The 23,744-nt window shown below is 34.9% G+C and carries 20 protein-coding genes and 6 tRNA genes; 6 read left to right on the top strand and 20 right to left on the bottom strand.

Annotated features, from left to right (window positions below):
• Positions 1–2 precede the first annotated feature (2 nt).
• Both QWY88_RS01220 and rsmH read right to left on the bottom strand, forming a co-directional pair.
• Complete coding sequence (locus QWY88_RS01220) at positions 3–281, bottom strand: hypothetical protein (protein ID WP_304543211.1); 279 nt, start codon at positions 279–281, stop codon at positions 3–5.
• Positions 278–1,204, bottom strand: a complete 927-nt coding sequence (gene rsmH, locus QWY88_RS01215) for a 16S rRNA (cytosine(1402)-N(4))-methyltransferase RsmH (RefSeq protein ID WP_304543209.1) — start codon at positions 1,202–1,204, stop codon at positions 278–280. Before rsmH ends, QWY88_RS01220 begins: the two co-directional genes overlap by 4 nt.
• A gap of 127 nt (positions 1,205–1,331) precedes the next feature.
• Here rsmH and QWY88_RS01210 point away from each other — a divergent pair, with 127 nt between their 5' ends.
• Positions 1,332–2,501: a response regulator gene (locus QWY88_RS01210; RefSeq protein ID WP_304543207.1), complete on the top strand. Its 1,170-nt coding sequence runs from the start codon at positions 1,332–1,334 to the stop codon at positions 2,499–2,501.
• A 9-nt stretch (positions 2,502–2,510) separates the two neighbouring features.
• Here the strand turns inward: QWY88_RS01210 and QWY88_RS01205 are convergent, their stop codons facing one another.
• The gene (locus QWY88_RS01205) at positions 2,511–3,743 is read right to left on the bottom strand and encodes a glutamate-5-semialdehyde dehydrogenase (RefSeq protein ID WP_304543205.1); all 1,233 of its coding nucleotides are present in this window, start codon (positions 3,741–3,743) and stop codon (positions 2,511–2,513) included.
• Between the two features lie 62 nt (positions 3,744–3,805).
• Between QWY88_RS01205 and QWY88_RS01200 the strand changes: the two genes are divergently transcribed.
• Both QWY88_RS01200 and QWY88_RS01195 read left to right on the top strand, forming a co-directional pair.
• Entirely contained in the window at positions 3,806–4,567 is a 762-nt protein-coding gene (locus tag QWY88_RS01200) for a pyrroline-5-carboxylate reductase (protein ID WP_304543203.1), read from the top strand.
• Positions 4,568–4,624: 57 nt separating this feature from the next.
• Complete coding sequence (locus QWY88_RS01195; RefSeq protein ID WP_304543201.1) at positions 4,625–5,227, top strand: toxin-antitoxin system YwqK family antitoxin; 603 nt, start codon at positions 4,625–4,627, stop codon at positions 5,225–5,227.
• Positions 5,228–5,232: 5 nt separating this feature from the next.
• Here QWY88_RS01195 and QWY88_RS01190 read toward each other — a convergent pair whose 3' ends face one another.
• The 8 genes from QWY88_RS01190 to QWY88_RS01155 form a co-directional block, all read right to left on the bottom strand.
• Positions 5,233–5,652 (bottom strand): hypothetical protein, encoded by a 420-nt coding sequence (locus QWY88_RS01190; RefSeq protein WP_304543199.1) that lies wholly within the window; start codon positions 5,650–5,652, stop codon positions 5,233–5,235.
• 120 nt (positions 5,653–5,772) lie between these two features.
• On the bottom strand, positions 5,773–7,245 hold the full coding sequence (thrC, locus tag QWY88_RS01185) for a threonine synthase (protein WP_304543197.1): 1,473 nt from the start codon (positions 7,243–7,245) through the stop codon (positions 5,773–5,775).
• A 42-nt stretch (positions 7,246–7,287) separates the two neighbouring features.
• Positions 7,288–8,514: a murein hydrolase activator EnvC family protein gene (locus QWY88_RS01180; RefSeq protein ID WP_304543195.1), complete on the bottom strand. Its 1,227-nt coding sequence runs from the start codon at positions 8,512–8,514 to the stop codon at positions 7,288–7,290.
• Positions 8,514–9,326, bottom strand: a complete 813-nt coding sequence (locus tag QWY88_RS01175) for an ABC transporter permease (protein ID WP_304543193.1) — start codon at positions 9,324–9,326, stop codon at positions 8,514–8,516. Before QWY88_RS01175 ends, QWY88_RS01180 begins: the two co-directional genes overlap by 1 nt.
• Positions 9,313–9,984, bottom strand: coding sequence for a cell division ATP-binding protein FtsE (locus tag QWY88_RS01170; RefSeq protein WP_304543190.1), 672 nt, complete (start codon positions 9,982–9,984; stop codon positions 9,313–9,315). Before QWY88_RS01170 ends, QWY88_RS01175 begins: the two co-directional genes overlap by 14 nt.
• Complete coding sequence (gene trmB / locus QWY88_RS01165) at positions 9,977–11,146, bottom strand: tRNA (guanosine(46)-N7)-methyltransferase TrmB (RefSeq protein WP_304543188.1); 1,170 nt, start codon at positions 11,144–11,146, stop codon at positions 9,977–9,979. Before trmB ends, QWY88_RS01170 begins: the two co-directional genes overlap by 8 nt.
• The gene (locus tag QWY88_RS01160; RefSeq protein ID WP_304543186.1) at positions 11,146–12,528 is read right to left on the bottom strand and encodes a fibronectin type III domain-containing protein; all 1,383 of its coding nucleotides are present in this window, start codon (positions 12,526–12,528) and stop codon (positions 11,146–11,148) included. Before QWY88_RS01160 ends, trmB begins: the two co-directional genes overlap by 1 nt.
• Complete coding sequence (locus QWY88_RS01155) at positions 12,476–13,471, bottom strand: RluA family pseudouridine synthase (RefSeq protein ID WP_304543184.1); 996 nt, start codon at positions 13,469–13,471, stop codon at positions 12,476–12,478. Before QWY88_RS01155 ends, QWY88_RS01160 begins: the two co-directional genes overlap by 53 nt.
• A 49-nt stretch (positions 13,472–13,520) precedes the next feature.
• On the opposite strand from QWY88_RS01155, the gene QWY88_RS01150 reads away from it, so the two are divergent.
• Genes QWY88_RS01150 through QWY88_RS01140 form a run of 3 tightly spaced genes read left to right on the top strand, consistent with a single transcriptional unit; the run spans position 13,521 to position 17,377 of the window.
• Positions 13,521–14,633 (top strand): FtsW/RodA/SpoVE family cell cycle protein, encoded by a 1,113-nt coding sequence (locus QWY88_RS01150; protein WP_304543182.1) that lies wholly within the window; start codon positions 13,521–13,523, stop codon positions 14,631–14,633.
• Between the two features lie 13 nt (positions 14,634–14,646).
• On the top strand, positions 14,647–15,534 hold the full coding sequence (locus tag QWY88_RS01145) for a magnesium transporter CorA family protein (RefSeq protein WP_304543180.1): 888 nt from the start codon (positions 14,647–14,649) through the stop codon (positions 15,532–15,534).
• 43 nt (positions 15,535–15,577) lie between these two features.
• The gene (locus QWY88_RS01140) at positions 15,578–17,377 is read left to right on the top strand and encodes a hypothetical protein (protein ID WP_304543178.1); all 1,800 of its coding nucleotides are present in this window, start codon (positions 15,578–15,580) and stop codon (positions 17,375–17,377) included.
• A 26-nt stretch (positions 17,378–17,403) separates the two neighbouring features.
• Here QWY88_RS01140 and QWY88_RS01135 read toward each other — a convergent pair whose 3' ends face one another.
• The 9 genes from QWY88_RS01135 to QWY88_RS01095 all read right to left on the bottom strand — a co-directional run bounded on the left by QWY88_RS01135 (position 17,404) and on the right by QWY88_RS01095 (position 23,738).
• The gene (locus QWY88_RS01135; RefSeq protein WP_304543176.1) at positions 17,404–19,950 is read right to left on the bottom strand and encodes a putative bifunctional diguanylate cyclase/phosphodiesterase; all 2,547 of its coding nucleotides are present in this window, start codon (positions 19,948–19,950) and stop codon (positions 17,404–17,406) included.
• A 102-nt stretch (positions 19,951–20,052) separates the two neighbouring features.
• The gene (locus QWY88_RS01130) at positions 20,053–21,921 is read right to left on the bottom strand and encodes a methyl-accepting chemotaxis protein (RefSeq protein WP_304543174.1); all 1,869 of its coding nucleotides are present in this window, start codon (positions 21,919–21,921) and stop codon (positions 20,053–20,055) included.
• 85 nt (positions 21,922–22,006) lie between these two features.
• Positions 22,007–22,083, bottom strand: a tRNA-Asp gene (locus QWY88_RS01125).
• A gap of 15 nt (positions 22,084–22,098) precedes the next feature.
• Positions 22,099–22,174: transfer RNA gene (locus QWY88_RS01120), tRNA-Val, on the bottom strand.
• Between the two features lie 32 nt (positions 22,175–22,206).
• A tRNA-Glu gene (locus QWY88_RS01115) sits at positions 22,207–22,282 on the bottom strand.
• A gap of 27 nt (positions 22,283–22,309) precedes the next feature.
• Positions 22,310–22,385 (bottom strand) — tRNA-Val (locus QWY88_RS01110).
• A gap of 12 nt (positions 22,386–22,397) precedes the next feature.
• A tRNA-Asp gene (locus tag QWY88_RS01105) sits at positions 22,398–22,474 on the bottom strand.
• A gap of 14 nt (positions 22,475–22,488) precedes the next feature.
• Positions 22,489–22,564, bottom strand: a tRNA-Lys gene (locus QWY88_RS01100).
• A gap of 85 nt (positions 22,565–22,649) precedes the next feature.
• On the bottom strand, positions 22,650–23,738 hold the full coding sequence (locus QWY88_RS01095) for a CinA family protein (protein WP_304543172.1): 1,089 nt from the start codon (positions 23,736–23,738) through the stop codon (positions 22,650–22,652).
• Between the last annotated feature and the right edge of the window lie 6 nt (positions 23,739–23,744).

The raw sequence follows: 23,744 nt of genomic DNA, 5'->3' as shown, positions 1-23,744 counted from the left end.
TATTAAAACATCGTATCTAAAACTTGATTCTTAAACTTGATCGACTCAACCGATGATCGGATAAGTTTATTTTCCTCTTGCAGGGTTTCATACTCTACTTGTAACTTCGAAATATCCCTGCTTGTATAGTATATTTGCTGATTGATATATATCTTTGGAAAAGCAAAAACAGCTATAAAGGTAATCACAAGAAGCATATATAAAAAATAATTAAAATCAAGCTTTTGTTTAACTTTAATTAGATTGTCATACTCTTCTAAAAGTTCTGTCTTATCATTCATTCCAGTTCCATTTGAAATACTCGCAGTTTCGCACTTCTGCTTCGAGCATTATCTTTGAGCTCATCACTTTGAGCCGTAATCGGTTTTTTTGTTATGATTTTTCCTAAGTTGTGGTTATTTCCACACTCACATCGCATCGCCTGAGGCGGGCATATACAACTTTTTGCCCAAGCAGCAAAGGTTTGTTTTACTATTCGGTCTTCTAAAGAGTGAAATGAGATAATTGCAATTTTTGCACTTGGGAGTTTTGCATCCTCTAGAGCAGCAAGTAAGTTTTTAAGCTCCCCTAACTCATCATTTACCTCAATACGGATAGCTTGCATTAAAAGTGTTGCGGGATGGATCTTTTTCCCTTTAGGCATAAAAGGGTTCAGTTTTTGGCTTAACTCTTTAGCGGAGTGAAACGGTCTGTTTTGCATAATAACCGAAGCTACTTTTTTGTAGTTTCTCATCTCTCCGTAATCGCGTAAGATTATCTCTAAATCGTTTTGAGAATATTCATTTATCACATTTGAAGCGCTAAGCGGAGCATCTTTATCCATACGCATATCGAGGTTATCACTCTCATACGAGAAACCTCTATCTTTTTGATCCAGTTGCAGTGAAGATACACCGATATCTGCAAGAACCCCTTTTATGTCACGAGGATCATACTCATTTAAAATATCTTTGATAACATTGGAAAAACGCCCTTTTCTGATCTCTACACGCTCGCCATACTTCTCCAGTCTTTTTGTTGAAAAGTCTATGGCTGTTTGATCTTGATCGATAGCGATAAGTTTTATGTTTGGATTATTATCCAAAATCAGACTTGAGTGTCCACCATATCCCATTGTACAATCTATGATGATTCCATCTGTAATATCATCAAAAGCACTTACAACTTCTCTATATAAAACTGGTATATGTGGGATGTTTTCCAAAATTTTCCTTGAGCTATTATTTTCTTAAGATTATACCCCAAAATTGTAAAGTATTGTCTCAAGGCTATAATTTATCTTTAATTTTACTTAGTGTACTATTAGTAAAATTAACACAAAAGAGAAAAAAATGTTAGAAGAGTTACTAAATAATATTGAACTGGTTGCTATTGCCGTTGTCCTTCTACTTATCGTCGCATTTGTAGTTTATAAAATAAGTTCTAAAAAATCATCAGAAGAGTTAATCGAAGATGATTTAGAAGAAGTAAAAGAAGATGAGATAGGTGAAAAAGCTCTTTTAGAAGATGAATATGACGAGCAGCAAGAAACAGTTCAAGAAGAGAGAGTAACTCCCGAAGAACCAACAGAAGAAAAACAAACAGATTTAATGGATCTAGAGCCTCAAGGTATGGGTTCTGAAGAGGGTGACTTCGGTGTTATTGAAGAGGAAACTGTAACAGAAGAAGAAGTTCCTCAAACAAAAACCATCCAAAAAAGAGAAGTACCGCCACACGGCAAGATTACAAAAGATAGCTTCCAAGAGTTCTCAGGTCAAAGAATATTATTGGCTGAAGATAACCTCATCAACCAAAAAGTTATACTTGGTCTTTTAGCAGACAGCGGTATAGAAGTGATTGTTGCAAATGACGGACAAGAAGCATTAAGCATTTTACAAAATGACAGCAACTTTATTATTATCCTTATGGATGCACATATGCCAAATATTGACGGCTTTGAAGCTACACGCCGTATACGTGCAACACCTGAATACGATCATATCGTAGTTGTGGCACTAAGCGGTGATACTGCATCTGACGATATTAGAAAGATGACAGAAGCAGGTATGTCTGAACACCTTGAAAAACCTCTTAAAATGGATGCTCTGTATGATATTTTATATGCATACTCAGGGAATCAAGAGGAACAATCATCAGATGATGAAGATATGGTTAATGTTGTCACAACAAGAGAACTTGACGGTGAAAGAGGTTTAGAAATTTGTGGCGGTGATGAAACTTTTTACCATGAAATTTTAAGTGAGTTCTTAGAGACATACAGTGATTCAGATCAAACATTAATTAGTCTGTTGGAAAACAATGAGCTAAAAAAAGCAGATAAATTACTTTTAGATATTATTGGTGTATCAGCAAATATCGGCGCTGTAAAACTACATAATGTTGCTACATATATTAAAGATTCTATCGCAGATGATGAGGAGAAAAGCTACCTCACACTATTGCAGCAGTACCAACACCACCTAAACATCTTACTTGAAGATATAAAAGAGTATCAAAAATAGATACTCTGTTTATCTTGTTTGACCACTTCCGTATATTTTAAATTTATACGTTGTCAAACCTTCGATTCCCATAGGTCCTCTGGCATGAAGTTTATTTGTTGAGATCCCAACTTCCGCTCCAAAACCAAATGCCCCGCCATCAGTAAAACGTGTACTTGCATTTACATAGAGTGCCGCTGCATCAATGTTATTTAAAAACTCCTCTGCAGTTGTAATGTTTTCGGTAATAATAGCTTCAGAGTGTCCAGAACCAAATCTTACAATATGTTCAATCGCTTCCTCTACACCGTCAACAACTTTAATGCTTAAGATATTTGCCAGATACTCAGTATCATAATCTTCATCTGTTGCATTTGCAACGTTGATTATCTCTTGTGTAGCTCCACAACCTCGTAGATCAGTTCCTGCTGCATCAAACTCCTTTTTGAGTTTTGGTAAAACTTCTGCAGCTACTGCTTTATCTACAAGTAATGTCTCCATAGCATTACAAACACCCGGACGTTGTACTTTTGCATTGATCGCAATTTTTACCGCATTTTCTTGATCTGCATCTTTGTCAATATATGTATGACATAAACCCTTATCGTGCTTTACTACACTTACCGTAGCATTTTCACTTACATAACGAATAAGCGCTTCACCACCACGAGGAATGATAAGGTCAACATATTTATCCATCTTAATAAGTTTAGCTACACCCTCACGTGAACTGTCCGGTAAAAGTGAAATAAGCTCTTTTGGCAAGTTGTTTTTCTCTAATACCGCTTGCAGTACTTTTGCGATCGCCTGATTAGAGTTTTCAGCCTCTTTACCACCTTTTAGCACACATACGTTTGAGCTTTTAAAACAAAGTGCTGCCGTGTCACTTGTAACGTTTGGACGAGACTCATAGATGATCCCTATTACACCGATAGGGATAGATACTTTCTCGATCTTCAAACCGTCTTCAGTTACCCAACCTTCAAGCACTCTTCCAGTCGGCTCTTTTAGTGCTGCGATCTCTTCAACTGCAATCGCCATAGCATCAATTCTTTTCTCATCTAAAAAAAGACGATCCATAAGTGCAGAACTAAGGTCATTCTCTTTACCGTTTGCCATATCTATAGCATTAGCTTCGATCAGACTCATAGTATTTGCTCTTAAAGCCTCAGCCATCTCTCTTAAAATTCTATTTTTTTCTTTTCCACTTAATGTATTTAAAACTCTACTGCCGTTTTTTGCATTTTTTAAAAATTGTTCCATACTAAAAAATCCCCTCGTAAATATTAATGCTATAATAACATAAAAAATTTTGAGGACGAAATATGAAAACAATAACTTTTATTGGTAACGGAAATATGGCACTTAGCATTGCCCAAGGCTTAAAGGATACATATAAAATAGAAGTTGTTGGAAGAGATCTTACAAAATTAGAAAAGTTTGAAAAAGATTTAGGTATTACAGCAGAAAAATCATTACTTAAAGATTTTAATATTGAAGATAAAACTATTATTCTTTGTGTTAAACCGTACAATATCGAAGAGGTGTCTCAACAGCTAAAAGGGAAAGCTAGAGTTATATACTCTGTATTAGCGGGAAGTACTGTAGAGAAACTAAAAAACAATTTTGCAACACAGGCAGTTGTAAGAACTATGCCGAATTTGGCAGCTTCTGTGCACCACTCTATGACAACTTTAACAGGTGATGAAACATTTAAAGATGAAGCGATAGAGATCTTTAGCGCAATCGGACCGACTGTATGGCTTGGAAGTGAAAAAGAGCTTGATATCGCAACAGCCTTAGCGGGAAGCGGTCCTGCATATTTAGCGCTTATTGCTGAAGCACTTACTGACGGAGCAGTAAAACAAGGACTTAAGCGTGATGATGCAATGGCAATTATGAGAGGACTTTTCGGCGGTTTTGGAAAACTGATCCAAGATATCCACCCTGCACTACTTAAAGACGGCGTAATGAGCCCGGGCGGTACTACTGCTGCAGGATACGGAGCACTTGAAAAAGGCAATGTCAGAAATGCCTGTATAGACGCTATTGAAACTGCCTATAAACGTGCAACAGAATTATCTTGATAAAAATGTGATGAGTATATGGTATTATTTTTAAAAATTTTTTTATAAGGAATCATTATGTTAAAGTCTCTATCTTTAATATTGCTTTCTACAGCTATTTTTGCCAATGATACACAGTTTTTTTGTGCCGATCCTAGTGAATACATTCAAAAAGACAATACTCAATCATCAACATATAAAAACTGTAAAAGAAACGGAATGACATACTGGTATACAGATACCGGTAAAGTAAAATCACAAGTTAATTTTGTAGATGGAAAAGAGAATGGAGTTTACACATCTTTTTACGATAACGGAGCTAAAAAGCTCGTTGTAAAATATGTAGATGGCCAAAAACACGATATACAAAAGATCTTCTATGACAACGGAGTACTTGGTTCTGAAGTCAACTATGTTATGGGAAGACGTGAAGGTGTAATGAAAGAGTGGGATATAGAGGGTTATCTCTACTCTGAGGTTTATTATAAAAACAACTATAAAGTGGGATTAAAAAAATACTACGATCACAAAGGTAACGTAGTTAAAACAGAGACATACAAAATGGACCGAAACCCTGTTATGCAAAAACTTCTTAAAGATAAAAGAGAAGAGATTATGGTCGATCTTTCAAAATACGGACTTGTACCTAAAGACGCTCCAAAAGAGATGAGAGTAAGATAACTCTCTCATCCAAACCCGTAAGGGTCTTCATCATCTTCACGTTCATATTGTAAGAACATGATAAAAATCCAAAATAATAAAAATGCGGCAACTATCTCATATCCGATCAACCATACAATAATGAATGAGTTGAGATTAAGCAGCATAAAGTTATCAAAATCACCACCGGCAATAAATAAAAATAAGAACACTGCCCCCGTTACATAAGGGATAGCTATAAAGTAAAAAAGATATGCTAACCATTCATAATCGTCGGGCGCATACACGTAGTCTTTAAAATCAACTTTTTGTGATCCAAAGCTCAACTTATCTTTTTTCTTTTTCTTACTCTTTTCACCTTTGAGCTTCGATCTTCTATCGGTTTGTAGAAGCTGATTATAATACATCATGTGTCGTTTGTGTTCTAAGTCTTCATCTATACCCATGACCAATCCTATTACAAGATACTATCATTGTATGACATAAATTATTAAACAAGTATAAAAGAGTATAAGAAATATTGATTTTAGAAGAATTCGGAGAGATTAGGAGGGAAGAAAAGAGTTTTAGATAAAATCTAAAATCTCTTTTTCTATATCCTCTTTATTGATGATAGTTTTTTGAACTATCTCTTTAGTAAAGAGTTCTTTCACCATAGCAGGGATTGCTAATTTCGCAGTTTTAGAGATAGACTCTAGTGCGATAATATCTTCTGCATCTACTTCACCAGTAAGTGCGTTTGCAATTACAGGAGAGAATTTCGTCCACTCTGCAGTTGAGTAGATGATAGATTTTATTTTAGGATCACTACACGTTTCATATGATTTAAAACAAGTTGCAGTATGAGGATCCATTAGATAATTGTCATTATCAAATGTATCTTTGATGTAAGCTTTACCTTCATCCCCATTACAGAAATCTGCATCGAAACAAGTGCGTAAAGTTGCTAGTTCATCTGCTGTAAGCTCATAAACATTTTTCTCTTCAAGGTCTTGCATTAACTCTTTCGTTCTTACTTCACCGAACATATCAAAAAGAATTCTTTCAACATTTGAAGATTTTAAGATATCCATAGCAGGTGAAGTTGTATTTACTACATCACAACCGTTTAGATCGTACTTACCTGTTTTAATTAAACGAGTTAATACATTATTTTCGTTTGAAGAGATAATGATCTTCTCAACAGGAAGTCCCATTTTCCATGCATAGTATCCGCCAAGAGCATTTCCGAAGTTTCCACTTGGAACGTTTAGGTAAACTTTTTCACCCATAGTGATTGCATTTTGACGAACAAGTTCTAAATAACTATGGATATGGTAAATGATTTGGAAAATGATACGACCAAAGTTTACAGAGTTTGCAGCTGAAAGTTTTGTATTTTTTTCAGACAATGCAAACTTGAATTCGCTTGATGCAAGTAATCTTTTAAGAGCTGATTGTGCATCATCAAATACACCGTTTATACCGATAACTTTTAGATTTTCTGCATCTTCAGTAACCATTTGCAATCTTTGAACATCACTTGTTCCACCGTCAGGGTATAAACAAGCAACTCTTACGTTTGCACGATTTTTAAAAGTCTCTAATGCAGCCGGACCAGTATCACCGCTTGTTGCCGCTAAGATTAAATAGTTTTCATTCTTTTTTTGTGCAATAGATGAAAGAACAATACCAAAAGGCTGTAGTGCCATATCTTTAAATGCACGTGTAGGACCGTGATACAACTCACTTACATAAAGATTTTCTTTTACTTTTACAACCGGTACAGGGTTAGAAGCATCATCAAACTTGTCATATAGGTTTAACGCTTCATCAATTACAGCTGATTCTATATCGATATTAAAAGCATCTAACATATCTTTTGCTAACACTTTATATGAAGAGTTTAAGTGTTTATCTAAAAATGCTTGACCTAATTCCGGAAGTTTTTCAGGAACATAAAGTCCACCGTAAGATGCTATCGGGTCTAAAATAGCTTGTGAAAAAGTAACTGTTTTAGGTTTTGACGGATCAACGCCACGAGTTTGTATAAAGTTCATATCATTTCTCTAATCTAAAATTTTTCGCGATTATACCCAAATCTACCTAAATAATCTTATAGGGTTGATATGGGATGTTTTTTGGGTAACTTCAAAGATAAGTTCATCTTTTACCCTTCCGATTGTATACCCTTTTTTAATTTTATTACCAACTTTGATATTTGGAGCAATCTGTGATAAGTTTGCATAAATCGTGTGTAAACCATGGTCATGTTCAACAATAACAATATTGTCAAGAACCGCAGTTTTATCTGCATATATAACTTTACCGTTAAAGACTGTTCTTACTTTTGCATCCGGTTTTTTCGGTTTTAAAGAGATTGACTCGTTGAAGATTTTTATTCCGTAAATCGGGTCTGTGTAAGTCCCGTAATTTTTCGTAATCGTGTATCCGTTTAATGGGGCTATAGTTTTAGCTCCTCGATACTTAATCGTTTTCATTGCCTGATAAGAGCTGCCGTGTTTTTTTACTGTCGGCAGGTTTTTATCCTCAACATATATCTCTTTTTTCGCTAAAGCAGCTTTACGCTCTTTTTCCTCTTGAGCTTTTTTCTGCTGATCGATTTTAATAATATTTAGATGTGAAAGTGTATCTTTTAAAGCATTCTGTCTTTTTAGTAAGCTTTCCAGCTCTTTTTTATAAGATGCTTTTGCAATTTCCAGTTTTTTTAGAGCCTTCTTATTTTCCTCTTGCGTTACCAATACGTTTTTACGTTTATCGTCGATCTCTTTGATTGAACTTTCTAAAGTTGTCGCATGCTGACGTAAAGAATCTATATCTTCAGAGTTAGCCAAAAACTTTTCACTTAACTCTTTCGCTTTTTTTCTTGAGGATTCCAACATAGAACCAAGCACTTCCAGCTCGATCAAAGAGTCTGCATCACTTTTAAAATCCTCTTCTAAAACGATCGATAAAGAGACACTTTGTGCTATAACAAAAACAAGTTCCTGCTCAAGTTTATTTTGCTTTTTCTTTAGTTCTATCTGTTTTGCTCTGAGCTCATCAAGCTGAACGCGGCTGTCTTTATAGCTAGTTGCTTTAGACTCTAACTCTTTTTTAAGTTCTTCTAAATATTTTTCCTGTTTTGAGAGCTCTTTTTTTTGTTCTAAAATCGCCTTAGCCGTTTGTGCCATTTTTTTATTGATCTTAGAATAATCTTGACTGTAACTATGAAGTTTTTTACTCGTACTTTTTATTTTTGTATCAATATTATTTGCACCGTAAACAAAACCAAATAGTAAAACTAAAGAGAAAAATATTTTGATCATTATACCTCTTCTTTATGACCTAACATAACAAATGAGGCCAATAAAATAGCGACAGAGATAGATACTCCAAGCATAAGTAAAAAGTCATACGTATAATCAAAAAGTACTATACTAATCCCAATATGCTCAAACTCTTGTGCAATCATCGGTAATGTACTGATATATGCAAACAGTATAAAAGCTAAAAATGATGCGATCAAAGCGTCCACTATGGCAAGACGAAAAAGTACAGCTGAACGAAGCCAAGATGGTGCTCCGAACAATCCCATAATGCTCATACGTTCATTGTGTTTAAATTGCCATATTCTTAACTCTTTAGAGATTAAAAGAAGCGTTACGACTATAACAGTAAAAGCAAAAACAGTTATTACATTTTTAAACAGTAAAAGAAGTCTGTATGTAGTGTCGTGTGTCTTTTCAAAAGTTTCAACTTTTGTAATGTAATTATTTTTCAACAGTTCTCGAGTAAGTGTTTTAAGTTCTGAGGGACTTGGATAGTGTTGCAGGCTTACTTTATAAAACTTTGGCAATGTTAACTTTAAAAGCTCTAAGTTCGTTTTATTGATGCCGGTATTTAGTTTTTTAATGATGTTATCAGGAGATAAAGTCTCCATTTTAGCAATTAATGGATTGATCGATTGAAGTTGTTTTGTCTCTAAAGATTTCTCACTCACTACTACTAAAGAGTAATTGTTTGCTAAATTTACTTTATAACTATCAATAGAACGCTCAACAACCATAAAAACCTGCAAGGCAAAAAGGATTCCAAGCAAAGCTAATACTAAAGATATATGATTTTTAAAGGACTTCACGGATATCTCCAAACTCAATATGATAATGTTTATAATTCACTTTCAGATTTTCCGGTATGTGGTGCGTTACGACAATAACCGTCGTTTTTAATTGCTCATTTGCACCCTCTAAAAGGTTCCAGATCAGTTGAGAGGAGTAATCGTCAAGATTCCCCGTCGGCTCATCCGCTAAAATCAGGATCGGGTTGTGTGCCAGTGCTCTAGCCATTGCGACACGTTGTTGCTCCCCACCACTGAGTTCAAGAGGATATTTTCCCGCTTGATGTTTCAGTCTGACATGCTTTAGTAAAGAGTCTACCTGGTTTTGCGTTACCGTTTTATCGTAACCGTTGATGATCAGCGGCAACATAATATTTTTTTCAATTGTCCACTCTTTTACAAGTTTATAATCTTGAAAAACTATCCCTAAATGCTTTCGTAGAAAGTTAAGTTTTGAGTTAGATACGTTTCTTAACTCAACGCCACCTACAACAAGTGAACCCTCTTTCGGTTTTAACGCACCGTAAAGAGATTTTAGCAGTGTAGATTTCCCACTACCGCTTGCACCCGTTATAAAAACAAAACTACTTGAATCTATAGAAAAATTCGCTTTGTTTATAATGGTTTCTTCACTCGAGTAAGCCAGAGATAGATTTTCGGCGATTATAACTTTATCCATTCAAAACCTCATTTAGATATTGATGTGCTCTCAGGTTTGCTTTTGAGCGTAAAGGGAGTTCAGGATAATACTCGGCAGATGTTCCTCGAACAATCACATAAAGATGTTCAGGTCTGTCAAAACTTCCCATTGATGTACGCAGCATCACACCCTCATCTGTTTTATACACTCTTTCAAAATGGATGAAACCGCTCTCAAATCTTTTTGTAGTTCCGTGTAAAGAGATCAGTTCCTCATTTGAGAGTTTCACCTCATCAAACTCAAAACTACCCTCGATCGATAGAGGTTCAGACTCTTCGTCATTAGTCATAATAACATCGTAGATGTTTTTCTCCATCTTCTTCCATCTGTCTTCATACTTTGAACTAACAGCGATATCTTTGTTTTTATTGATAAGCAGTGTTGTTTTTGGAAATGCTATAAATGTTTCATACGAGTAAGCATAATAGTTTTCACTGTCCGTACGAAGCTCTAATGTACCGCCAACTTTAAGCGCACGTCTACACTCTTCAATAAATGCTGTTGAGATCACACGGCGGTGCGGCTTTTTATCCCAAGGAACCGGGAAGTGAACATATACAGCCCCCACTAGATTTGAAGGTACTAATTCCAGAAAAAGTCTTGCATCATAATCGAGTACTAAAAGATTGTCTAACTTTTGAATAACGGCTTGTTTTAAAACCTGTTCAATAGATGGTCTGTGGATCTCTATCCCGATGAAAAGCACATCCGGGTTATTTGCCGCTTGATGCAGCAAGTGACGCCCTGAACCAAAACCAACCTCAATGCGCACTTCTCTGTCTTTAGGGAACTCTTTTGCAAAGTACTCTATCTTTTTAAGTGCTGTTGATTCTTCAAGGTGGATATTTTTTCTCTCCACAACATTTGAAGCCAGTACATCAAGTTTGGCACCTTTTGCATACGCTAAAAGTGCTTTATGTACGATTGAAATTGACGCCGGGCGTGTAAGCTTATCTGTTTTTAAAAGGACTCTGTCCTCATCCTCTTTAACAAGTAAAAAGAACTTCTCACCATCAACTGTTGTCGAGATTAACTGTTCATCATCTCTAGTAGCATTATCAGCTAGGAAATTAAATTTCACCCCGTCTATCTCTTGAGGTAAATCGATCTGTTTAAATTCTTTAATGTGTAAATGTGGCATTATAACTCGTTCATATCTAAATCTTCTGCAGGTGCTATCACCTTTTCATCTGTTTTCACTTCAACCGGTTTTTTAACCGTTTGCTCTTGTACCTTTTGCGCTTTTGGAGCTTCAATAAACTGTGTTGATTCCGGAGTTACAACCACTACAGGCTCACTAGATTCAGATAAAATCTTATTTTCATCTAAACTGTAAACTCTATACGTGTATGTAGTGTCTGCATCTACAACGTTATCGCTGTATTTTGTCCCTGTAATATCTCTAAACTCGTCACGTTTAGTATCAAGCCAACCTTTTTGCGTCTCTTTAACGATGATATAACTTCTTGATCTAGGATCAACTTTTGACCAGTTTAACTCTATAGCCGAACCGACAATTTCTGCTTTAAAAATTGCAGGTGCCGCAGGTTTTGCAAGTGTCATCCCCATGATGCTGTTCTTTTCGTTTTCACTCTCTAAACCGTCTTTGTCAACAACACTTACACGATAAAAGTAGCGTGCGCCGTCTTCATCGATCTTATCTGTAAACGTATTGTTATGAAGTTTAGCGATCAGTTCATAATTACCGTCTATACTGGCAGATCTATACACATAGTATCTTGAAAAATCTTTTTGTGTCGTCGCATCCCAGTCAATTTGGATCTGCTTTGGAAGATTTGTACTTACTCTGATATTTGTAACAGTTTTCGGTAAAGGTTTTGTTACTACTTTCACGATTTGTGAAGGTGTTGAGATAATACCATCATATGTTTTTGCTCTGAGTCTGTACATATACACATAATTATCTTTTAGATCAGTATCTAAAAACTCTGCACTTAATCTGTCATTGATAGTCTCAAGTGTTTCCCATTCTGTATCTTCAAGTGTTTTACGCTCTACAATATACTTTTGTACCCTTTGGTTTGAATGGGGACGCCAAATAATTTTTGCACTTCTTGGAAGCCCTGTAATACTGTGTATCCATGCAACAGATTGTAAAACAGGTTTTGTATTTATCTTATAAACTTGAGAAAGTCTTCCCTGCGTATCCTCTGCTAAAACTCTAAAACTGTATGAGTAGATAGTATCAGGAGTTACATCGTCGTCAACATAGTGTGTTTTAAAACGACTGTCTACACTCTCATAATATTGCATCTCTTTATTGTTTTCAGACTTTGGAGATGTTCTATAGACATATATCTCTTTTACTCTCGGGTCTTTAATACTACTCCACTCAAAAGCGATACTTGTCATATCTGAGATGATCCCGTTTTGTGTAAGTGTTATAACAGGAAGTGTATCATCAACGGCAGTTTTTTCATCTACCTTAGGTTTCACACCACTACATGCACTAAATGTCAGTAGTGAAGCTGTCAGTAATGTACTCAAGTTCAGTAACTTCATTGACCTTCTCCATATCAAATTTTTTCTCTATAAAACTTTTCATATTTTCATCATATTTTGCTTCAAAAGAGAGCAGCTCTTTTGTTGTTGGATGTATAAAATATATTATGTACGCATGGAGCAAAATTCGTTCCGATTTCTCCATTTTCGGGCTTTGCGCATACAAGTGTTCCCCGACGATATGTCTGTTCAAACTCTCTAAGTGTACCCTTATCTGGTGTGTTCTTCCAGTAAAAAGCTTACATGCGATTAATTGCATTCTTTCATCATCACTTAGCAGCAGTTGTTTAAACATTGTTTTGGCGTATTTACCGTGTTCTAATCCGCTTGCCATTTTTAGACGGTTTGAACTGCTTCTACCGATGTTTGACTCAACAGTAGTCACATCCTCTTTTAACGGTGGTGCAATTATAGCAAGATAATATCTTCCCATACTCTTGTCTTGCAGTTGCTGAGATAAGAACTCATGTGCTTCGTTTGTTTTTGCGATCACCATCGCACCTGATGTCCCTTTATCAAGACGGTGCACGATACCGTGACGCTCTTCGCCGCTGATCGTAGAGAGTCGGATCCCTTTAAACTTTAACCAGTCAACCAGAGTGGGCTCTTTTACGCTTGGTGCAGGATGGACCGTTACTCCGCTTGGTTTATTGATAACCATAATATCTTCATCTTCATAAAGAACTTCTACATCTTTTGCCCAAGAAACCTCTTCAAGCAAATTAGTATTGACCTCATCAATTTTCAATTCCGGAAATTCAACTTTTATTTTTTGTCCCGCTTTTAACTTTACACCGGGACGAGCTACTAACTTATCGTCTACAAATACAACTTCTTGTTTAATCAGTTGCGCTATTTGTGAACGTGTTTGAGCTATTTGTGAAGCTAAAAAAGTGTCTAATCGTTCTGATTTTTCACAAATATACTCTTTTACATCTCTCATTATATACCTTTATGTTACAATCACAATAATTTTATTTGGAGTTACAAACTTGTGGAGATTTGATAAGAGTATTTTATCACAATTTGACTTTTTTTCTATAATTCTTATCATACCCCTCGTTATTATGTCCAACTGGCTAATCGGGGAAGCGGTTCCTGCACTTGCAGAGAAACAACTTGCCTATGTCGGTGTAGCACTGATGACCTCTTTAGGTGTCTTTTTACTCCCTATTAGAAAGATGAGATGGGTGATCCCTTTTATCTATTGGCTCAATATCCTTTTACTCCTTGGGGTTGAGTTTTTTGGGCACTCTCGTCTGGGTGCCCAGCGTTGGATTGACATCCCTTTTGTAAATGCAACTATCCAACCCTCAGAGTTTGTAAAGCCTGCACTTATTTTAATGCTTGCATATCTGATCGACAAAACCCCTCCTCCGGTTGGTGGTTATCGACTCAAAGATTTTATACGTATAAGTGTTTATATCCTCATCCCGTTTATTTTAATCGTAAAAGAACCCGATCTTGGAACTGCCTTAGTACTTCTGCTCATCGGTTACGGTGTTTTATTTTTTGTCGGGATCTACTGGAAAATAATTGCAACTATTGCCGCAGCAATCCTTTTAATCTCACCGCTTGCTTACAAGTACGGCTTACACGATTACCAAAAAGTACGTATCAAAGACTTTTTAAGTGAAAAGCCGTCGTACCATGTGCAACAGTCGATCATCGCTATCGGTTCAGGCGGGTGGACAGGAAAAAACAAAGAGGAAGCTACACAGACACAAATGAAATTCCTCCCTATTGCAACGAGTGACTTTATTTTTGCTTTTGTGGTTGAGAGAACAGGATTTTTAGGGGCACTCTTACTCATTTTAATCTATGTAGTACTCATTTTACATCTGCTGAGTCTCGGTGTTTTCAATAAAGACTACTACATAAAAGTTGTTACCGTCGCGATCTCTTTTATGATATTTATCTATATGGGAGTTAATATCTCCATGACGATAGGATTTGCCCCTGTTGTGGGGGTACCTCTGCCTATGTTTAGTTACGGGGGAAGTAGTTTCTTAAACTTTATGGTTCTCTTTGCTATTATGCAAAACCTTATCACTTTTAGATATAAAGATATGTACGATAAACGGGGAACAAAAAGTTTTCTCTAATAAAGGTTGACCTATGAAAACAAATAGTCTAGATTTTGCAACAGTTACAGAGCAACTCGATCCTTTACATGTTAAAGATATATTAAACAGCGATCATCCGTCTTATTACTTCCCTACGGATAATTATGTTCTTCTTATAGTGAGATTTTTTGAAATTGAAGAGGATGAGCTTCGCGGTGTATCTATCCCCTACATTATCAAAGATGAATTGATCTGTAAATACAACCGTACAACAAACAGTTTTTCGGTATACCATAACATTGAAGAGATGCTTCACTCTATAAGTATTCATTTAGGAAAAGCGGAAAGACTTGTCAAAAGATATTTAGATGAAATCGACAACCTTGAAGATGCTTTGTATTCCCGTAAAATACCTGCAATCTTTTTAGATCTGTGGTTTGATCTCAAAAAAGACTTAACTAGAATAGACAGAATGTTAGAAAGGATTGATATCGTTTTAAAAGAGTACAAAAGCGAACAACCGGAAAATAAAAATTTTCCGGATGATTCCCTCTCTAATATTTTAGAACACATACAGCGTTATCAAAGACTGGCAAACTTACATACTATAAAACTTGACACTTTATATAGCTACTATAACTCTTTAAAAAACGACAAAATAAATAACAACATCTATGTACTTACAATCCTCTCGGGAATATTTTTACCGCTCAACCTTATTGTAGGTTTTTTTGGTATGAACACCCAAAATCTCTTTTTTGCTAATGACCCTGATGGGACTATGCACGTTATAATTCTTTTAGGATTAATGTTTGTCATTTTATTAGCTATCTTTCCTATCACTCGTATAGTCCACAGGTATATATTACAAAAAGTATTAGAAAAACTTCATATTTATAATAAAATAGTTAGTAAAATAAAAAAGCTTACACAAAAATAAGAATGAACGTTTCTTTTAAGCAGAATCAAGATAGAATTGTTCCATGAAGAAATATGGTAAAGTACTTTTTTTTAATGCTACAGAAGGCAGTGGTATTATTATAACTTCTCAAAAAGAAAAGCTCCAATTTAATGTAATGGAGTGGGATGACTTTGAGATTATGCCTGCATTAGGATTAGAAGTAGTATTTGACTATATAGATGAAACCGCAAAAAATATTGCTGCAAAACAAGATGATGATATAGAAGAGGAAGGAACCACTCAACTGGAAACAGCAACTGTTCCAGAGGAAACTTCCCAAATAGAAACAGAACCTCAGCCTACAAAAAATATTTCTGAAACTTCAGAAGAGACTATTCAAGAAACTGCAGAAGATGAAGTTGATGAAACTCCAGAAGAAAACATTCAAGAAACTTCTCAAGACAAACTCAATGATGAAACTCCTATAAAACCAGAAAACGACACTCTTCAAGTAGAAGAAAAACATTCTACAGATAATGAAGATGCTGTTGAGAATGATGACCAAGAGCAAGACGTTCAAGAAGAGAATACGGAAGAACCAGACCCTAAACATTTTGAAGATGACGAGGACATTGAACTTTTGAATGATCTTGAGGAGGAATATGGTCCAAGAGAAGAGAGTGTTACATTGACACTTAATATCAAAATTGCTGTAGAGAATTATTTTAATATTATTAACAATCATATTATAAATAGACATAGTTATAAAAAAATAAAAGGAAAACTCAATTATCTTCTAATTAGACGTTTTCTATGGACAACATATAATAATCTCAGTGAAATTGATATTCATATTATCACACCTCAAATCAAAATGTTAAGTGATGACCTAAAATTAACCAGCCGTCTTTACGATGATTTTATAAGAAAAACAAGATACCCTGCTTTAGCTTACCAAGAGGTCTTTTTAGCGTGTCAAGACGAATATATGAAGATCACAAAAGGTGCTCATGATATGATGGAAAAGCTTTCACGATTACGAAGCAGTGAAGAGCAAATTGGTACTATTTTGAAAGTGAAAAAGCAAGAACTTTCAGACAATATTCAAACAGAAGAGTTCGATCTTCTACAAGATGAACTAAAGTCTTTAAACGGTGCCTATGTTGATATTGTTCATATGATGGCAGAAATTGATGAAAGATACAAACATGATATGCAACTTTTGCAGACTTTTGAACAAGAGTATAAAGAAGAATTTAGTGATATGTTTAGTGTAGCTGCAAAACAACACCATATTGATTTGTTAGAACTTTTAAATGTGCAAGCTTTTTTATTAGATGATCAACTATGGAAACAGGCAAAAAGCTCAAAAGCTATAAAAGCCCATTTTCAACAATCTAATATTGAAGGTGAATTAAATACAAAAACATATTTAAAATATTATCTTGATTCATTAGATGACAATAAAACCAGTGAAGATAACCAACAACTTGTTAAACTCTATAATTATCTCGTCTCCTTACATAAAGATCAGGTGATGATAGTATCAAGCTCAGCACAAGATGCTATGGAATACGAATCTGAATTGAAAAAACTAGGTTCTGCATATGAAGTTAAAGCATTTATTGATGAAAAATCAGCACTAAAATGGGCTATGAAGCATACTATAAAAGTTTTAATTATAGAGGATGAGCTTTCACGCCTAAATGCAGAAATTTTTTTGAAATATTACAAAAAATATATTCTTGTCTCCCCAAAAATTATTTTACTTGGGATAAAGCCACACAATATTGACTATCCAATATCTAAGCTTCTGAGTAAAAACGTATCTCCAAAAGTTCTTCTACAGCAGGTAAAAGAACTATTTAAAAGTAAACACTAGCATCAGAAAAGAGGCTCGTCAGACTACTAAATAGTTAGTAGTTTTTCTGATGGCTTGCCTATGTAAAATCCTTGAACATAGTCAACATCTATCTCTTGTAAGAATTTCAGGATATCTTCATTTTCCACATATTCGGCAACTGTTTTTACTCCCAACTCTTTAGCAAGAGAGATAATAGATTTCACAAATGCAAGATCTTTTTTATCTTGATGGATATTGATTATGAAGTCACCGTCTATTTTTATATAGTCGATCGGAAATCTTTTTATATAGTGAAACGATGAAAAGCCCGAACCAAAATCATCTATTGCAAAACTAAACCCTTCCAGTTTTAAATTTTGAACAAATTTTTCAAGCAATGCAAAGCTCTTAACCGTTTCTCTCTCAGTGATTTCAAATACGATGTTACTTCTTTTGATCTCATATTGTGAGCTTAAAAGAACAATTTTATTGATAAACTCCCCAATCATCAGTGCTTTTGGAGAAAGGTTTATAAATAACAACCCTTGATAGTTAAGCTTTTTGATCTTTTCAAAAGCAGCTTCTATAACCATGTAATCCATTTGATGCACTACACCTAAAGCTTCCGCTGTTTCTATAAAGCGACCCGCTGAAAGCACTTCATCGTCAACCTCTATTCTCATTAAAAGTTCATTGATCGCGACCTTATTGGTTTTAACATCCATGATCGGTTGAAAATGTGGAATTATTTTTTTCTGTTTGATTGCATCTAAAACAACAATCGACTGATCTTGAGCTTTTTGTGCTATCTCTTCAATATCAATCTCAGTAGGATATTTAACAAGGTTTTTCCCTTCGTATTTTGCCTTATACATCATAGAATCAGCAACATCGAAAAGCTCTTTAGGCTGTTTTCCGTGTTCCGGGAAGATCGCGATTCCGATTGAAACAGTCATACTTGTCGGTGTCCCATCCGGTGCAATAAGTTCAAAGTTGGCAACATTTTCCAAGATTCTGTTTGCTACTGTAAAAGTCTCCTGATCTCCAGACTCCGGTAAAATCAAAGTAAACTCATCTCCACCGTAGCGAGACAAGATATCTTCATCACGTTTTGACTCTTCAAGAAGCTCTGCAAATGCTTTTAAAAATTCATCACCGAAACTATGCCCGTATGTGTCGTTTATAGGTTTAAAGTTATCACAGTCAATTACAAGGACCCCAAACTCATACTTATGTCTTGCTGCCCTTTTTACTTCATACTCTAAGAGATCTCTAAATACCCTTTGACTAAAGAGTCCCGTTAAAGGATCTCTTGTTGCATAAAACTCTAAATGTTCCGTATATTTATTGATCGCTTTAATTGATCCTACTAAATTTAAAAGTGTTGTTAAAATTGAATCGATAACGATCGAATGAATTGAGTCTTTTTCCATTCTTGCTTGTATACCAAGTCCTACAATACCACCAATTTTTGGAGTTTCAAGTAATAAAGATTTCGCCTCATGCTCAATATCATCAATGGCAAGTTCCGTCAAACAAAGATTTTCTTCACTAAAATTATGATTGATTTTAGAACCGTTATGATCTGAATGATGGTACTCGGTAATCATCTCTTTTGCAATTATATTAAGATGCTCCATAAGCTTTTTATCCGGCTTACCGTACCAAAATACTTCTACCTCATACTGCTCATCTTCTGTTTTAAATATTGTCACTAAACAATATACAGGGAGTACAAAATTGATCTCGTGTAAAAGGTCTTTTATATACTCTTTCCAATCCTTGATCACATCTGAAGTGATAACCATCTTATCAAGTAGTTTTACTTCAAACTCGAGTATATCTTTATCTACGGCAATATCTTTAAGCTTTTTACTCAATATATCTAAACCCTCGAGTATCTGGTCAAACTCTTTGTATGTGTTTTTATCTTTAACTATACTCAGGTTTTTAAAATCTTTAACACTGTTGATATTGTGTATCTTTTTTTGAAATGCATCTAACGAGATATTTATCTTGTTTAAAAACAGTTTTGAAAAGATATATACTACAATAAACATCAAAGGCAAGATTAGAATAAAAAATAGAAGATGTTCATTTTTACTGTTCTCAATAATTTCAGAAAAATCATACTCTACAGAAACTACACCCAGGATATCTCCCTCTTGAGTATTGATATGACACTGTATACACTCTTGCTTCGCTATAATAGGTGTAACTATCTTCGTTGTATCATTCTCTGTAGTCAAAATTTTTTCTTTTGTTTGAAAAACTTTTTGAACGTTATTATTCATCTCTCCTTGTTCAATTTTTCCAAAAAGAGCTTCAACTTTTTTCCCTCTATATATCTCTACCGAATAGTTACTATTTTCAAAAGAGTTTTGGGTTTCTGTTAAAAACACTTGGAGATCATCCCTGCTCCACCCTTTTCTCATAACTTGGTACATAGAATTAAAGACTTGTTTAGATAAGGATTCAGAGACTTTTTGAATTTCTGTGATCGTGATATTTTTATAGATGTAAGAGGAGAAAAAATAGAATAATATAAATAAACTAACTGTAATTGTAAAAATAGAGACTCTAAAAGCATTTTTAAGTGTTGTTATCTTCATATCTTTATTACCTCTAATATAATTTTAATTAATAATATCCTTAATAGAATTAATTTTTGATAAAGCTAATGTTAATTTATATTATATAAAAATAAAAAAGTCTCAGGTTCTGAATTGCTCAAGTTTTCCTGTTAATGAACTTGTCATGTGATTTAGATGTTCCGATGCACTTGCTATCTCTTCCACACTTCTTGCATTTTCTGTCGAAATGCTATTAATCTGGCCGATTATAGTTGCAATTTTATCAATATTATTACCAGTATTTTCAAACTCTGTAACGGTTCTATCACTAACATTTGCCGCTTGGGAGACAATGCCGTTTGTTAATTCTATTTTGTTTTTAACATTTGTAGAGATCTCTGCAAGCTCTTTTATATGTTGAGAGTTGTTATTCATCTGCTCACTTGCTGAGTTTGTAGCTTGAACGATCATGTTAATCGTACTGTCTATCTCCATCAAAGTTTTTTGTGTACGCTCTGCAAGTTTTCTTACTTCATCAGCTACTACGGCAAACCCACGTCCATGTTCCCCTGCTCGTGCAGCTTCAATGGCAGCATTTAACGCTAAAAGGTTTGTCTGATCTGCAATGTCAGAGATAACCTCTAAAACATTTTTTACTTGGTCCATGTCTGTTGAAAGTGTCTCAATCGTATGTGCAAGTTCAGTTTCAAGTTCTGCACTATTGTGGACACTGTTTGTAAGATTCACAATCTCATCTTGTGACTCAAGAAGCATACCGTTAGCCTCTTGAATCTCCTCTTTTGATTTTTTTGCATCATCAATTGCTACCATTATTGTATTGATAATCTCAGATGTTTGCTTTGTAGCACTGTCGATAATCTTAACAGACTCTTCAACATTTTTTCCTACCTGTAATGACGTTGTGGAGAGCTCATGAGAGATAGAAGAGTTTTCCAAAGAATTAGCTTTAGCATCATTGATAACTGTTTGTAACTCATGAAACATATAGTTTAAATCTTTTGCTAGTTGTGACAATTCATCTTTACCCTCTACTGTAAGGTGTTTAGAAAGATCTTTTCTGTTTGTTATGTCGTGAATAGAGTGCGAGATATTTGTTATTTTTTTATTGATCGTTGTTGTTACAATGTATGTAAGTACACTTACTATTAATAATAAAATAACAAATATAGTTATATATAAGAACTGCACTTGTGATTCTTTTTCCAAAATTGTATTATCTACGCTATTGAGTACCTCATTCAAAGATTTATCTGTTTGATGAATAGTATCTCTCATTTTTCCTAAAGCACCCTCTTGAGAAGAGAGCCCAATCATCTTATACCCTTCAACTAGATTATAAAAATCTTTCTTATAATTGTCCAAGAATTTTGTTGCCAAAGCTTTATCTGAGAGTTCTTCTTCCTGAAGATGTGTGAGAATAGTTTTTAGTGAAGCGTCAAACTTCCCAACGTACTTTAGATCTTTACGTAACATAAAATCTTTTTCTCCGCGGCGAAGCATTAACATATCAGTAGAGAGTTTATAATTATTATCTTTTTTGAGTAAAGCTTCCAGATTGTGAACACTATCTCTAAGTGAACCGTAAAGGCCATCTTTTGGATTTAAACCTATCTTTTTTTGTATATCTACGATAGCATTAAAATCTTTTGAATATTCTTCAAGTATTGTACGTAAATTTTGAACCTTTGTAAGATCGATTCCAAAGTTTTCTAATTCTGTAGTAATGTTATTAAGTTGTATTTCTAGTTTTTGATAGTTTTTTTGATATTTCTCTTGATACTTCAAATCATTTCGACTTAAAAAATCTTTTTCATTACGGCGTAACTGTAGTATTGTATTATCAATATTTGTTACTTCATATTTAAGTTTAGCTAACTCTTTAGCTTGTGATGATGAGTAAGAAAAGAACAGACCCAATATAAGAAATGAGACAATAGAAACCCCGGCCATGAGGATTAATCTGGATTTAAAAGTACTGAGAAATAACATCAAGTTTTTCCTTATTTGTTAGTAATATATGTAGAAGGATGGTCATTATAAAGAAATGTTATTTAAAAAATTATTAAAAATGAAGTGGCGCGGTGGACGAGACTCGAACTCGCGACCCCCTGCGTGACAGGCAGGTATTCTAACCAACTGAACTACCACCGCGCATGTAAAAAGAAATGGTGGGCACTACTGGACTCGAACCAGTGACATCTACCTTGTAAGGGTAGCGCTCTACCAACTGAGCTAAGCGCCCATCTAAATGGGAAAATTAAAAACACCAAATTTTGGCGACCCCTAAAGGATTTGAACCTCTGTAACTACCATGAAGTGATAGTGTCCTTGGCCACTAGACGAAAGGGTCACTTATGTTAACAAAGGGTTATTGTTATGGTGGGCACTACTGGACTCGAACCAGTGACATCTACCTTGTAAGGGTAGCGCTCTACCAACTGAGCTAAGCGCCCATTTATACTAAATGGCGCGGTGGACGAGACTCGAACTCGCGACCCCCTGCGTGACAGGCAGGTATTCTAACCAACTGAACTACCACCGCATTTAGTTTAAAAATGGTGTCCCGTGATGGATTCGAACCATCGGCCACATCATTAAAAGTGACGTGCTCTACCAGCTGAGCTAACGAGACATTTTGTTTCTCTCATTTAAGAGGCTGGAATTATAGACAAATTGAAATTATATGTCAAGGGTTTTTTGAAAAAAATTGCAATTTTTTAAAAAAAAGTTTTTTTATCTAAAAGTAAGAGCATTTTGATGGCATAAAGAGCACTTTGATTTTGTACAAAGTTTCTATCCCCTTTAAAGTAAAGATGCTTTTCATTATGATCGGATTTGCCTCTAACACCAATATATACAGTTCCGACAGGTTTTTCATCTGTTCCACCCGTGTCTCCTGCTATACCGCTGACTGCTATTGCATAGTCTGCATGACTCACGGCCATTGCCCCTTCACTCATCTCGCGAACAACTTCAGCACTGACGGCTCCAAACTCCTCTAAAGTTTTTTCACTAACAGCTAACCAGTTATCTTTGAGATCATTTGAGTACGTTATAAGTGCGCCCTCGAGAATTTTTGAAGCTCCGTTGTTTTTTGTAAGATAGTAAGAGAGCAGTCCTCCGGTACAACTCTCAGCAAATGTTATCTTTTTGCCAAGTGAAGAGAGTCTTTCTATAATGTATTCAAGAACATTACTTGCCGGTATCAAATTGTTTGAAAGAAGTTTTTTTGATGCACTGATAAAGTTAGAGATATCTCCATATCTTTTTGAACAGATATCTATCCTTTGCCATCCGTCTATAAGTGTTGTAACTTCAAACGTCACTTCATATGTTTGTGCGATTGGAGTAAGTATATTAATTAAAGTATCTTTTTCCTCATCAAACACATGAATAGTTGCATTGGTTGTTTCACTTTTCATAAGTATGGGAGGGATATTTGTCGACTCATCTACTTGAAGTACATTTACAAGAGTTTTGTCATGTTCTATAAGATAACTCCCCTCTTCATATACTAAAGCTTTTTGCGGCATTAAAAACCCATCTTTTAAAACCTGTATATCTGTCGTAGCGGTAGAGATAAGTTTGCCTATCGTTGAAAAGTTTTGTTTGGTTGTAACTATAATAAGTCTGTTTTTATTATTAAGCTCTTTTTCTATCTCTAAAAACAGAGTATTTTCTCCATCTTTATAGTAACTTATAAGTTCAATCTCATCACACGTTTTTTGAATATGTCTAATAACATACTCTTTTAATGACTCGTTATAAATAAATTTACTTCCTACAAACATCACGTGCAATTTCATCGATCT

The organism is Sulfurimonas sp. hsl 1-7, assembly GCF_030577135.1.
In the GTDB taxonomy this organism is placed as follows: Bacteria; Campylobacterota; Campylobacteria; order Campylobacterales; family Sulfurimonadaceae; genus Sulfurimonas; species Sulfurimonas microaerophilus.
The sequence above is the reverse complement of the archived record's forward strand: the minus strand, read 5'-3'. Positions and strand labels throughout refer to the sequence as shown.

Bases quoted from the DNA above. Each gene is read 5' to 3' on its own strand.
- QWY88_RS01220 (WP_304543211.1), bottom strand. From the start codon at position 281: ATGAATGATAAGACAGAACTTTTAGAAGAGTATGACAATCTAATTAAA.
- QWY88_RS01210 (WP_304543207.1), top strand. From the start codon at position 1,332: ATGTTAGAAGAGTTACTAAATAATATTGAACTGGTTGCTATTGCCGTT.
- QWY88_RS01205 (WP_304543205.1), bottom strand. From the start codon at position 3,743: ATGGAACAATTTTTAAAAAATGCAAAAAACGGCAGTAGAGTTTTAAAT.
- QWY88_RS01200 (WP_304543203.1), top strand. From the start codon at position 3,806: ATGAAAACAATAACTTTTATTGGTAACGGAAATATGGCACTTAGCATT.
- QWY88_RS01195 (WP_304543201.1), top strand. From the start codon at position 4,625: ATGTTAAAGTCTCTATCTTTAATATTGCTTTCTACAGCTATTTTTGCC.
- QWY88_RS01190 (WP_304543199.1), bottom strand. From the start codon at position 5,652: ATGGGTATAGATGAAGACTTAGAACACAAACGACACATGATGTATTAT.
- thrC (WP_304543197.1), bottom strand. From the start codon at position 7,245: ATGAACTTTATACAAACTCGTGGCGTTGATCCGTCAAAACCTAAAACA.
- QWY88_RS01180 (WP_304543195.1), bottom strand. From the start codon at position 8,514: ATGATCAAAATATTTTTCTCTTTAGTTTTACTATTTGGTTTTGTTTAC.
- QWY88_RS01170 (WP_304543190.1), bottom strand. From the start codon at position 9,984: ATGGATAAAGTTATAATCGCCGAAAATCTATCTCTGGCTTACTCGAGT.
- trmB (WP_304543188.1), bottom strand. From the start codon at position 11,146: ATGCCACATTTACACATTAAAGAATTTAAACAGATCGATTTACCTCAA.
- QWY88_RS01160 (WP_304543186.1), bottom strand. From the start codon at position 12,528: ATGAAGTTACTGAACTTGAGTACATTACTGACAGCTTCACTACTGACA.
- QWY88_RS01155 (WP_304543184.1), bottom strand. From the start codon at position 13,471: ATGAGAGATGTAAAAGAGTATATTTGTGAAAAATCAGAACGATTAGAC.
- QWY88_RS01145 (WP_304543180.1), top strand. From the start codon at position 14,647: ATGAAAACAAATAGTCTAGATTTTGCAACAGTTACAGAGCAACTCGAT.
- QWY88_RS01140 (WP_304543178.1), top strand. From the start codon at position 15,578: ATGAAGAAATATGGTAAAGTACTTTTTTTTAATGCTACAGAAGGCAGT.
- QWY88_RS01135 (WP_304543176.1), bottom strand. From the start codon at position 19,950: ATGAAGATAACAACACTTAAAAATGCTTTTAGAGTCTCTATTTTTACA.
- QWY88_RS01130 (WP_304543174.1), bottom strand. From the start codon at position 21,921: ATGTTATTTCTCAGTACTTTTAAATCCAGATTAATCCTCATGGCCGGG.
- QWY88_RS01095 (WP_304543172.1), bottom strand. From the start codon at position 23,738: ATGAAATTGCACGTGATGTTTGTAGGAAGTAAATTTATTTATAACGAG.